This window comes from Flavobacterium daemonense (assembly GCF_007341385.1).
GTDB lineage: Bacteria > Bacteroidota > Bacteroidia > Flavobacteriales > Flavobacteriaceae > Flavobacterium > Flavobacterium daemonense.
Genome location: NZ_VJYD01000013.1, coordinates 124,727 through 135,549 on the forward strand (window position 1 = coordinate 124,727; position 10,823 = coordinate 135,549).

Consider the following 10,823-nt stretch of genomic DNA (forward strand, 5'->3'; position numbering starts at 1 on the left):
TGTGGAGATTTCTCCTTCGTCGAAATGACAAACAGAACTAAAATATACTTGATTTATAATTTACTAATATAACTTCCGTACATATCTTTAAATTGATGTCCTGTTGCAAAACGGTCTTTGCTTAGTTTTTTATATTCAACCAATGCCCATAAAACAAACTCTTTCACGAAATATTGATCTTTTTTATCTATCGAAGGCTGGTATTTTTTTAGCAGAATATCTAACGGCGTAACTTCGTCTAGTATTTCTTTGTATTCTTTGTCTGAAGCATCATCTAATAACTCGAAACCGCTTTCAGCAAAAAACCATTCTATTAAATCAGAATAAGGTGTTTTTTCTCCTGGTTTTTCAAGTTTTTCGATTTTAGGGAAATAAGTCGGAAACAAAGTTCTAATCGCTGATCCAATTAAATATTGCGCCACAACTGCTGCTCCCTCCTGCTCTCCTTCATAAACTAATTCGACTTTTCCTGTAATCGCCGGAATAATTCCCATAAAATCTGAAAGTCTCAAAATCGTTTTGTCAGCTCCTGCTCTTAAAGCGCGTCGTTCTGCCGTACTAATTAAATTTTCAAAAGCCGTAATACTCATTCTAGCACTTACGCCACTTTTGTTATCGATATATTCACTTTCGCGCGCTTCAAAACTAATTTGCTCTAAAATATCTCTAGCCAAATTTGGTACATAAACAATATCGCTTTGATTGGCATCCAGTTTTGCTTCTTGTTCTGTAATCGTTCTTGCAATTCCAACTGTTTCAGGATAATGCGTTAAAATCTGTGAACCAATTCTATCTTTTAGAGGCGTTACAATACTTCCTCTATTGGTGTAATCTTCTGGATTTGCCGTAAAAATAAACTGCATATCAAGGGGCATTCTCAATTTAAATCCGCGAATTTGAATATCGCCTTCCTGTAAAATATTAAAAAGTGCCACTTGAATTCTCGCTTGTAAATCTGGTAATTCATTGATGACAAAAATGCTTCGATTTGCTCTTGGAATCATTCCGAAATGAATCACGCGATCATCCGCATAGGATAATTTTAAATTAGCCGCTTTTATCGGGTCCACATCACCAATTAAATCGGCTACTGTAACATCTGGTGTTGCTAATTTTTCGAAAAAGCGGTCATTTCTATGCAACCATGAAATTGGCGTTTCATTACCTTTTTCATCAATTAAATCTTTGGCAAAACGCGAAATCGGATTCAACGGATCATCATTAATTTCTGAACCCGTTACAAACGGAATATATTCATCCAATAATTCGACCATTTTGCGCGCCAGACGCGTTTTTGCTTGTCCGCGAAGACCTAATAAATTGATATTATGACGTGAAAGAATCGCACGTTCTAATTCGGGAATTACAGTGTTTTCAAAACCGTGAACGCCTTCAAAAACAGGTTTCCCTGATTTTATTTTTTCACGAAGATTATTTCGCAATTCATCTTTTATACTGATGCTTTTATATCCTGCAGCCTTTAATTGACCTAATGTTTTTATAGTAGTAATTTCCATATTGATGATTTAAAAATTGAAAGATTAAATGATTTAAAAATTCAATTTGTTTTTATTTTTATTTTTTTTTTTGCAGATGGAATTTATTATGGAATTCCTTTGCGGGAGACGCACTGCTGTGCGTCTCTACGATATACGTTGTGTATACAATTTATTTTGTAAAAAACCTTAGCCTCTTAGAATCTTAGCAACTTAGAACCTTTATTTAATTCTCTTTTTCCTATTCGTTTCATAATCTTCGAAAATCATTTCGCCGAGACCTTTTATCCCTGTATAAAATGCTTTTCCTTGATTTGCTTCTGTAAAATGATTCACAAATCGTTGTAGATAAGGATCGTTGGCAATCATGAAAGTCGTAATCGGAATGTGTAATTTTCTTGCTTGTTGTGCTTGTGTATAGCATTTATCGACAATATACTCATCTAAACCATTGCTATTCATATAATAAGAACCATCGCGCTCACGCACGCAGCTTGGCTTTCCGTCAGTAATCATGAAAATTTGCTTGTTGGTATTCCGTTTTCTTCTTAAAATATCCATAGCTAACTGAAGTCCGGCAACCGTATTGGTATGATATGGACCAACTTGCAGATAAGGCAAATCCTTAATTGTGATGGTCCAAGCGTCATTTCCGAAAACCAGAATATCGAGTGTGTCTTTTGGATAGCGCGTCGTGATTAATTCGGCCAAAGCCATTGCTACTTTTTTAGCTGGAGTAATTCGGTCTTCGCCATACAAAATCATACTATGGCTGATGTCGATCATCAAAACGGTACTCATTTGTGCTTTGTATTGCGTTTCTTCGACAACCAAATCATTTTCCGTCAGCATAAAACTATCTACTCCATTGTTGATTTGTGCGTTTCGAAGACTTTCTGTCAATGAAATTCGTTCTAAACCATCTCCAAAATTAAATTCACGGAATTCGCCTGTATGCTCATCGCCATTTCCGGCATGTTTGGTTTTGTGATTCCCGTTTCCGGAACGTTTTAGATTTCCAAAAATCTGATCTAAAGCCTGTTGACGAATCGCGCGTTCGGTTTTGGCAGTAATTCCAAAACCATTTGAACCATCTTCTTTGACTTCGTCTTTTATGTAGCCTTTCTTTTTTAAATCTTCAATAAAATCATCAATTGTGTAGTTCTCATCGGTAAGTTTATATTCCTTATCCAATTCGCGAAGCCAGCTAATTGCTTCGTCAAAATCACCCGAAGTATGGGTGATAAGCTCTTTAAAAATACTAAAAAGCTTTTCAAACGGAGACTGAAATGGGGCTTCGTACGACTTAAAATAAAAACCTTTTTTAAATTCGTTTTTCATAATTTTAAAATTAAGCTTTTTTAGAATTAGGGAAAAAGAAACCTTTATTAATTTTTAGTTAAAGTATTTCAAGAAAACAAGCCAAAAGCAAGGGATTTCTTGTCAATTATTCAAACTTTCCGTCAACATAATACCAGGCACCATTTTCCAATTTAAAAGTCGAAAATTCGTAGTGTGTTTGCGGTTTTTGATTTGCATCTAAAAAATAAGCTTTAAACTCAACTGTATTTTCTGTAAAACTCAAAATTTCTAATTTTTGCCATTTATTGGCTGTTGCCCACTTTAAAATTTCGGTTTTAGAATAATATTTTCTTTCCGAAATATAAGTTGTTTCCAAAAGATAATCAGCATTATGCGTTGCATAAGCCGAATATCTTGAGCGCATCAACGCCAAAGCTGTCGGTGCTTTTTGACTCTTCTGAAGATATAATCCGCAGCAATCTTCGAACAGCAAATCGGTGTCGCAATAACATTTATGCGTCGCCATCAACTTGTTCTTCTCCATTAATTCTTACATGCAACTGATTAAGCAAAACCTGATACCTGCTGATTTCTCTTAACTCTTCATCTTCTTCGGCATGATCTAACATTTCGTCTAATTCATCGCTTACTTCAAGTAGTTTATTATTGGCTTCTCTATCATTTTTTGCAGCAATCAAATCAATAATTTCCTGAACGTTTGCTTTTAAAGTTTCAAATTTACTATTCATTGTTTTTTTGTTTTTTTGTTTCAGGTTTCAGGTTTCAAGTTGCTATAGAACGTGAAACCTGAAACCTGAAACTTTAAACTACATTTATTACTCTTCCTTTTTATTTTCGTTGAATTTTTTCACAATTTCTTTGAGCTTTTCTTTACGGGCAATTTCAGCTTGTTTTGCTTTTGCCTGGGCTTTGTGCAATTTGTCATTGTGTTTTTTGATATTCCTTTCGTTATTGCGTCCCATTATATTTCTCTTTTAATTTCTTCTAACGTTTTTTCGGTAAAAATCAATTCGGTTATGATCTGTTTTCTTAAATTGTCAATATCATCATAATCAAAATATTTTGCCCATGAAGTCAATTGCTGTAAATTCCGAACTTGTTTTAATCTTTTAGTTGTTTCAAAACTAGTTCTCAAAACTGCTTTTCCGTCAAACTCCGGATTGTTTTTATGCTGATAAGTAGCGAGATTTTTTTCGAAATCGGCTTCTATATAATATAGTTTTTCTTCGGCATTATCAGGATAAAACTCATTCCATTTTGCGAAACCAATTTTTGTTTTTGATTCGGTTTCAGGTTCTCGGGCAATCAACCTCCATTTGCTGTTGGCCAATCTGCCCCAGTGATTCGAAACTCGGTACATGCCTTCTTCAGTATAATAATAAGTACTTCCGGCTTTGCTTTCAAATTGTTTTTTTAAACCTTTAATTTTCTCTGGAAGCACTTCATGGAAAACACAAAATGTATTTTTAAAAGAATTTGGATGTGGCTTAAAATTTTTCTGCATATGCAAATATACTCAGATTGTCGCGAACTCCCTAAAACAAACCTATAATTGATTAACTTTGCATCTTCAATTTAAACAAAAATAGTATGTCTAAAGATTCACATGAAAAAATGCCACAAAAAGGAGTTTACACTGGCATTATCGAAAAAGATGAAAACAATAATTATTTCTGCGGTGAATACCTTTTAGATTATAAAACCGTACAATCTAATTTTAAAGTTGGAGATTGGATCACGATTAAATCTATAATAGAAAATCCAAGCGATATCAGCTACGATAAATACCCAAAAAAATCGAGAAACTTCGATAAGGCAAATCATAAGCCGGAATAGTTTTTTTGTTTCAGGTTTACCTTGTTTCAAGTTTCAGGTTTTGTTGAAACGTGTTTTTTTTTTTTTAACGCAAAGAACGCTAAGGTTATTTTTACTGAATGTTATACATTGAGAATATTAAGTTCGCAAAGCTTTGTCAATACAAAGCTTTGCGAACTTTTCATTTTAATGAATCTCAAAAAAAAGAAAACAGAAACTTAGCGCTCTTTGCATAAACCTTAGCGTCTTTGCGGTTAAAATTTTTAGTATTTTCGGTAAAATCCCCCATGTATTCAGAATATTTTTTAGAGGAAAACTGAAAAGTTAAAAAAAAGTGTACCTTTGCAAAAAATTTGTCGATTTGAACTAATTAATATCGATTTCAAACTAATAGACAAGTAGTTACCTTTTATTTATGAAAAAAATAGTTGAATACCGCAAGTTACTGAACGTAGAAAAAACTGCAGAGTTAAAAGATTTAAAAACAATTTATCGCAATGCGATGAAAGAATCTCATCCTGATAAGTTTGTAGGAGATGAAGCTGGTTTAAAAGAGGCAGAAGAAAAAAGCAAAACGATTATTGAGGCTTACCACTTTTTAGTAAGTATTCATCCTGATACTATTAAACTTAATTTACCTGAATATACAGAAACAATCACAACTTGTACTATTACAGATTATAAATTTGTAGAAGGACGTTTGATTATTGATTTCTCTAACGGAAGTGTTTACGAATACATCAGTGTTCCTAAAGCAACTTACGTAAAAATGGTAAACGCTGATTCACCAGGAAGATTTGCAAAAAGACATATCTTGAACTCTTTTACTTGGAGAAAGAAAACAAATCAAGAATAGTTTTTACATCAAAAATACACTTACAAGCACTCTCATTACAGAGTGCTTTTTTTGTGCCCTAAAAATGCTAAAATGTTTGTTTTCATTAAAAATAAAAATACATTTAATAGTTTTAAATCAGATAAAACAGTCGAACCCCTTGATATTACAGACTTTAGCTCAAAAAAAACTATAACAAAATTTTAGGTTACAAAATTCTTGATGTTCTATATTTTTAAATACTTTTGTTGCACAAATCAATTAACTAATTAATATTTATAATGAAAAAAATATTTTTTTTACTTACAGCTTCTGTAGCTATTATTTCATGCAGCAAAGTTAAAGACGGAGAGTATCTAATTACAGGAACTGCAACTGGAATTGCTAACGGAAAAACTATCATTCTTCAAGGTCAAGATCCAACTACACACATGACTGTTGCTCTTGATACCGTAAAAGTTGAAAACGGAAAATTCGAAATAAAAGGAAAAGTAACTGAACCAGCTTTTCATACTTTAATTCTTCAAGATGCAAATGCTCCAATTCCATTTATCTTAGAAAGCGGAGAAATTGCAATCGCAATCGACAAAGACAGTATTCACAAATCAAAAATATCTGGGACTTACAACAACGAAGAGTTTGTAAAATTCCAAGAAGATCTTACCAAAACTCAAAAGAAGTTAATGGATTTTCAAAAAAACAATACTGCTAAAATGCAACAAGCTCAACAAGCTCAAGATACAGCAACTATCAATGGCTTGATGAAACAATACATGGAAATTCAAACAGAAGTTCAAGCTGATACTAAAAAGAAATATGTAACTTATGCTGAATCTCACCCAAAATCATTCATTTCTGCTTTAATCGTTAAAGGAATGTCTGAGGATCCAACTGCAGATGCTAAAAAAGTTGAAAGCATTTACAACTCTTTAGATGAGTCTGTAAAAAACACAACTCCTGGAAAAGAAGCTAAAACAAAAATTGGTCAAGCAAAATTGCCTGCTGTAGGTGCGTCAGCTCCTCCTGTTGGCAGCGCTAAATGAAGAGCAGATTTTTCGGCTCCAAATCCAGAAGGAAAAGTAGTTTCGCTTAAAGAAAGCTTAGGCAAAGTAACTATCGTAGATTTTTGGGCTTCATGGTGCGGACCATGCCGAAAAGAAAACCCAAATGTAGTTGCAATATATAAAGAACTACATTCAAAAGGATTAAACATTGTTGGTGTATCTTTAGACAAAGACGCTAGCAAGTGGAAAGAAGCTATCGCAAAAGATGGCTTGACTTGGACACATGTTTCAAACCTTAAATTCTGGGAAGAACCAATTGCTGCGCAATACCATGTTGAATCAATTCCAGCAACTTTTATTCTTGATGCTTCAGGAAAAGTAGTTGCTCAAGATTTAAGAGGTCCAGAATTGAAAGCAAAAATTATCGAGCTATTAGCTAAATAATATTACTTTATATTAAGTAGAAAAAAAAATCTCCCTAGTGGAGATTTTTTTTTGCTTTGACAAATCGCAATTCAGTAAATATTCTACCAATATTTAGTCTACTATATCAATAATAACAAAGGCTAACGACTTAAAAAGGTTTTGAATTGAATATAAAAAACCCTAAAACATCAACAGAATAATCTTACTTTTTAAAATAAGTAAAAAAAATATCACCAACAGAAGTTTTTTATTTTATTCAATTCCAATGATTTAAAAAATAACTTTAAAATAACTTAAAATTAAGTCATTTTTTTGTTTGGAAATGTAGAAAGAGTTCCTATCTTTGCCACCGCTTAGAACAACAAAGCACAACAAGCTGAGATCGGGGAGATACTCAAGCGGCCAACGAGGGCAGACTGTAAATCTGCTGTGTGAACTTCGCAGGTTCGAATCCTGCTCTCCCCACGGAAAGGCCGAAAAGCCTGAAAATTTAAAGTTTTCAATCTTTTCAAAAAGCCGCAAAAAATGTCTGAAGACCTGCAAATTCAAGGATTTGCAGGTTTTTTTCGTTTTAAGCCTATTTTCAATATTTATAAATCCCCACAAAATTAAAGGTGCAAAATCGGTGCACTTTCCGGCGCACATAAAAGTGCACCAGAAATAGCAAAAATCCCTTATATTACAGGGGTTAACGAGATTAACGACTTGATTTGGAAGTGATATTATTCTACATTTATTAATTTAAAAAGTAGGATTATGTTGGAAAGCAGTTTTGGTTTGGGATTCTTTTTAAAAAGGCCCAGAATAGAAAGTAAAGAATGGATCGTATATTTCAGAGTAACTGTTGACGGTATCCGCAGGGAAAGCTCAACTAAGAGAAGATGGGATAATACACGATGGGATCAAAGGTTCGAAAGAGCGGTCGGCTCAAAGGAAGATGCAAAATCACTCAACTTCTTTTTGGATTCGCTCACTTTAAAAATCAATGAAATCAAAACCGAAATGATGTACAGCGGCAAAACCATAACCGCTGAGAAAATTATGGACGAGATTCTGGGAAGGACAGCCCCAAAGATTAAGGTGCTGGAAGAATTCCAGAAACATAATGATGAAATGGAAGCGCTTCTTGGAAAAGGCTATGCGAAAGGCACCCTTGACCGGTTTACCATTACCAAAAACCATTTGACTGCATTTATAAAGTTCAAGCTTAAAAAGGATGATCTTGAATTTGCGGATTTGAACCTTGAGTTTGTAAAGGACTTTGAGTTTTATCTTAGAACTGTACGCGACTGCAGCAACAACACAACTCTCAAGTATATTGCAAATTTCAAAAAGATTGTAATCCGCGCCATCGATAGGGAAATAATTTCCAAGGATCCATTCAGGAACTTTAAGGGACGTAAAACAAAACTGGTGAAAAAACCGCTCACCGCACAGGAATTGCACGAACTTGAGAGCCATTATTTCACAACTGACAGGCTGAATGTCGTAAGGGATGTATTTGTCTTCCAATGCTACACCGGACTTGCTTACATAGACGCTTATCAATTAAAGAAAACGGATATCAAGGAAGGCATTGACGGCAATCTATGGATTATGTCCGAAAGACAGAAAACAAACTCATCATTTAATGTCCCTCTTCTTCCCCACGCACTGAAAATAGTTGAAAAATATAAAGAGCATCCCCTATGTATGCAGCGTGGAACCGTGCTTCCTGTTTCATCCAACCAGAAAATGAATGAGTACCTGAAAGAAATTGCTGTATTGTGCGGTTTTCCTTTTACGCTCAACACACATATGGCCCGCCGGACTTTCGGAAGCACAGTAACCCTCAATAACAATGTTCCCATAAACGTAGTTAAAGAACTGCTCGGCCATGCATCAGTAAAGCAGACCGAAGCATACGCTATCACAGAGCAGGCGACTATTGGACGTGAAATGTCTATTCTGAATAAAAAGCTAAACAAGAATGAGTCCAAAATATCTAAACCAGACCTTGCGGTTCTCACAAGACTGGAAAAAGAAATACAAGCTATAAAACAGAAATATAACATTTCTTCTTGATCAATAATTTAAATATATTCAACCGAAAAGAGGCTATCTCAACAATTTTGAGATAGCCTCTTTCTATATAGTTTAACTTCGCTCTTATAACCCGGATGATACGATGGGGTGTACTTTATGTATCCTAAATCCTGGAGCTGTTTAAAATATTTATGATAAGTGGGCAGCGTATTCACATGTGAAAGTTCCATAATCTTGCTGCGGCTGACTTTAATCCTTCTTCTCTGCCCCTGCCTGTACCCTAATCCCAATATTGCTATTAAAATCGACAGATGCCAGACATTCAGTTTAGGATCATCAATATACAATGAGATGTAATCCATAATATTTCTTTCTTTTAATCTATTGTTTTGTTTCATCGTCAAATAGTTTTTGAAGATCTTCCTTATTGTAGTAATACGAGCCAAACACTTTTTTGAAACGGACTTTTTGGCTTATTCTAAGATTCTGTACAGAGCCCGCTGAAATATCAAGCAGTTTTCTCACAGACTTGCTTCTAATCCACTCTGGCTCCAAATTTTTTTTCAGCCCAGAATCCTTATCTTTAAATATGGCCTGTATTTTATCAAGCAGAAGAATACCAAACTCTTTTAAGTCTTCCTTTGTCACAAATTCATTCATCCTTTAATTATATAAAAGTTATTAATTGCAGAACCTTTAGATGTCCGCATCGGCTGAAAACAAAAAATATATTTCACTCCCTCGTGTTTTCTTAAAAGATGGTTTATATTTTAAGTATCCATATTGGTGAAGCTCTTGGACACATTTATGATATGTATTTGCAGATGAAACTTTAGCAATAACTATTATATCCGAGCTGAATACAAAAATTGGATTAATAAAGCCCTTAACGGATCTGAACTGCAGTAAAGCCGCATAAATGGCAATATGCATTGGACTGATCCTATAATCATTCTTTATTGCGGTGAAAAAATCCGATAAAGGCTTTAAAGTTTCCATAATTTTAAAGTGAAGGAGATTTTCTTTTCTTTACTTTATTATCCTTCTTCCCTGAATCCCCTTCATCTGAATCTGGACTCTGTTTGTTATCTTTAGAAACTGATTCTTTTTGAGATTCGGCCTTTTTTTCTTCCTTGCTCTCTCGATGGTTGATTCGCTGGAAATTTGCATCATAGACATTGACCGTCTTAAACTGGGGATTTGCCTCCACATACATTTTGCTTTCAACACCGCCGACAACAAAAGTCGCCGACTGAAGATTTCCTTTCTTAAGCGAATTCAAAAGATCCTCTTTATACTGCGGAGTATTCAGTTCCTTGATTGAATGTTTTGCCAGACTTGCTTCCAGATCATAGCCGTAGTTCTGATGGTATTGGTTCAGCTTAAAATTACCATTTTCCGATTGTTTAAAGTCAATTTTAAGCCAGCAATTATAGCTCTCCCCTTCTTTGTTTTTAAGATCTTTATTGACAGATCTGCCTTCCATCAAATTATAAGCCTCCTTCATTGTTATGCTGGCGCTGTCTTTGTTGATGTAGAAGGTCTGTTCCAGACCAGGTTTGTTTTCTTCTTTCTGAAGATTGACGTGATAGGAATTAAAAAAGTACATATCTGTCTGCTCAGACCTTTTGAAGTTTAACTCTACAGTTAAGGTATCCTTATTTGGCAGACCATTGTTCATAATGCCGGTGTGCATGATTTTAAAATCCTTATCTCCCTTCATTATGTTCTCTCGCAGTTCAGCATCGAACGTTTCTCCAAATCCAGTATATTTTAACTGGTCTTTCAGGTATTCTAAATTTTTCTCATTCATTGTGTTTGCTGCAAATTCCAGTGATATTGACCACCCAATTCCAATTTAAAGTGACCACCTGATTCCAATTCAAAATGACCACCTAA

General features: G+C 34.4%; 13 protein-coding genes, 1 tRNA gene and 1 pseudogene. 6 read left to right on the forward strand and 9 right to left on the reverse strand.

Translation table 11 applies throughout. From position 1 onward, the window contains the following. Positions 1 to 53 precede the first annotated feature (53 nt). The 6 genes from FND99_RS16190 to FND99_RS16210 all read right to left on the reverse strand — a co-directional run bounded on the left by FND99_RS16190 (position 54) and on the right by FND99_RS16210 (position 4,323). Complete coding sequence (locus tag FND99_RS16190; RefSeq protein WP_144338982.1) at positions 54 to 1,517, reverse strand: AAA family ATPase; 1,464 nt, start codon at positions 1,515 to 1,517, stop codon at positions 54 to 56. 201 nt (positions 1,518 to 1,718) lie between these two features. Beyond that, a complete protein-coding gene (locus FND99_RS16195) occupies positions 1,719 to 2,837 on the reverse strand; it encodes a vWA domain-containing protein (RefSeq protein ID WP_144338983.1) in 1,119 nt (372 codons plus the stop codon). Positions 2,838 to 2,943: 106 nt separating this feature from the next. Further along, positions 2,944 to 3,342, reverse strand: a complete 399-nt coding sequence (locus FND99_RS16200; protein ID WP_144338984.1) for a YchJ family protein — start codon at positions 3,340 to 3,342, stop codon at positions 2,944 to 2,946. Next, complete coding sequence (locus tag FND99_RS16205) at positions 3,311 to 3,547, reverse strand: hypothetical protein (RefSeq protein ID WP_144338985.1); 237 nt, start codon at positions 3,545 to 3,547, stop codon at positions 3,311 to 3,313. The genes FND99_RS16200 and FND99_RS16205 overlap by 32 nt, the downstream gene beginning before the upstream one ends. Before the next feature lie 87 nt (positions 3,548 to 3,634). Beyond that, positions 3,635 to 3,781 carry a hypothetical protein gene (locus tag FND99_RS20245; protein WP_170245707.1) on the reverse strand — a complete coding sequence of 49 codons (147 nt, stop codon included), beginning with the start codon at positions 3,779 to 3,781 and terminating at the stop codon, positions 3,635 to 3,637. Beyond that, on the reverse strand, positions 3,781 to 4,323 hold the full coding sequence (locus FND99_RS16210; protein WP_144338986.1) for a hypothetical protein: 543 nt from the start codon (positions 4,321 to 4,323) through the stop codon (positions 3,781 to 3,783). Before FND99_RS16210 ends, FND99_RS20245 begins: the two co-directional genes overlap by 1 nt. An 86-nt stretch (positions 4,324 to 4,409) precedes the next feature. On the opposite strand from FND99_RS16210, the gene FND99_RS16215 reads away from it, so the two are divergent. The 6 genes and pseudogenes from FND99_RS16215 (at position 4,410) to FND99_RS16240 (ending at position 8,963) form a co-directional block, all read left to right on the forward strand. Further along, positions 4,410 to 4,655, forward strand: coding sequence for a hypothetical protein (locus FND99_RS16215; protein WP_144338987.1), 246 nt, complete (start codon positions 4,410 to 4,412; stop codon positions 4,653 to 4,655). Between the two features lie 394 nt (positions 4,656 to 5,049). Beyond that, positions 5,050 to 5,490, forward strand: coding sequence for a KTSC domain-containing protein (locus FND99_RS16220; protein ID WP_144338988.1), 441 nt, complete (start codon positions 5,050 to 5,052; stop codon positions 5,488 to 5,490). A gap of 260 nt (positions 5,491 to 5,750) precedes the next feature. Then, positions 5,751 to 6,512, forward strand: coding sequence for a DUF4369 domain-containing protein (locus tag FND99_RS16225; protein ID WP_144338989.1), 762 nt, complete (start codon positions 5,751 to 5,753; stop codon positions 6,510 to 6,512). Positions 6,513 to 6,530: 18 nt separating this feature from the next. Continuing rightward, a pseudogene (locus FND99_RS16230) lies at positions 6,531 to 6,917 on the forward strand (peroxiredoxin family protein); the annotation flags it as partial. 366 nt (positions 6,918 to 7,283) lie between these two features. Then, positions 7,284 to 7,364 (forward strand) — tRNA-Tyr (locus FND99_RS16235). Positions 7,365 to 7,655: 291 nt separating this feature from the next. Next, positions 7,656 to 8,963: a site-specific integrase gene (locus FND99_RS16240; protein ID WP_144338990.1), complete on the forward strand. Its 1,308-nt coding sequence runs from the start codon at positions 7,656 to 7,658 to the stop codon at positions 8,961 to 8,963. Between the two features lie 342 nt (positions 8,964 to 9,305). Here FND99_RS16240 and FND99_RS16250 read toward each other — a convergent pair whose 3' ends face one another. The 3 genes from FND99_RS16250 to FND99_RS16260 are packed head-to-tail and all read right to left on the reverse strand — an operon-like array spanning position 9,306 to position 10,737. Next, on the reverse strand, positions 9,306 to 9,584 hold the full coding sequence (locus tag FND99_RS16250; RefSeq protein WP_144338991.1) for a DNA-binding protein: 279 nt from the start codon (positions 9,582 to 9,584) through the stop codon (positions 9,306 to 9,308). 36 nt (positions 9,585 to 9,620) lie between these two features. Continuing rightward, positions 9,621 to 9,923 (reverse strand): hypothetical protein, encoded by a 303-nt coding sequence (locus FND99_RS16255; RefSeq protein WP_144338992.1) that lies wholly within the window; start codon positions 9,921 to 9,923, stop codon positions 9,621 to 9,623. Positions 9,924 to 9,927: 4 nt separating this feature from the next. Continuing rightward, positions 9,928 to 10,737 carry a hypothetical protein gene (locus FND99_RS16260; protein ID WP_144338993.1) on the reverse strand — a complete coding sequence of 270 codons (810 nt, stop codon included), beginning with the start codon at positions 10,735 to 10,737 and terminating at the stop codon, positions 9,928 to 9,930. Positions 10,738 to 10,823: the final 86 nt, after the last annotated feature.

Coding starts and splice junctions, on each gene's coding strand:
- FND99_RS16190 (WP_144338982.1), bottom strand. CDS start 1,517: ATGGAAATTACTACTATAAAAACATTAGGTCAATTAAAGGCTGCAGGA.
- FND99_RS16195 (WP_144338983.1), bottom strand. CDS start 2,837: ATGAAAAACGAATTTAAAAAAGGTTTTTATTTTAAGTCGTACGAAGCC.
- FND99_RS16200 (WP_144338984.1), bottom strand. CDS start 3,342: ATGGAGAAGAACAAGTTGATGGCGACGCATAAATGTTATTGCGACACC.
- FND99_RS16205 (WP_144338985.1), bottom strand. CDS start 3,547: ATGAATAGTAAATTTGAAACTTTAAAAGCAAACGTTCAGGAAATTATT.
- FND99_RS20245 (WP_170245707.1), bottom strand. CDS start 3,781: ATGGGACGCAATAACGAAAGGAATATCAAAAAACACAATGACAAATTG.
- FND99_RS16210 (WP_144338986.1), bottom strand. CDS start 4,323: ATGCAGAAAAATTTTAAGCCACATCCAAATTCTTTTAAAAATACATTT.
- FND99_RS16215 (WP_144338987.1), top strand. CDS start 4,410: ATGTCTAAAGATTCACATGAAAAAATGCCACAAAAAGGAGTTTACACT.
- FND99_RS16220 (WP_144338988.1), top strand. CDS start 5,050: ATGAAAAAAATAGTTGAATACCGCAAGTTACTGAACGTAGAAAAAACT.
- FND99_RS16225 (WP_144338989.1), top strand. CDS start 5,751: ATGAAAAAAATATTTTTTTTACTTACAGCTTCTGTAGCTATTATTTCA.
- FND99_RS16240 (WP_144338990.1), top strand. CDS start 7,656: ATGTTGGAAAGCAGTTTTGGTTTGGGATTCTTTTTAAAAAGGCCCAGA.
- FND99_RS16250 (WP_144338991.1), bottom strand. CDS start 9,584: ATGAATGAATTTGTGACAAAGGAAGACTTAAAAGAGTTTGGTATTCTT.
- FND99_RS16255 (WP_144338992.1), bottom strand. CDS start 9,923: ATGGAAACTTTAAAGCCTTTATCGGATTTTTTCACCGCAATAAAGAAT.
- FND99_RS16260 (WP_144338993.1), bottom strand. CDS start 10,737: ATGAATGAGAAAAATTTAGAATACCTGAAAGACCAGTTAAAATATACT.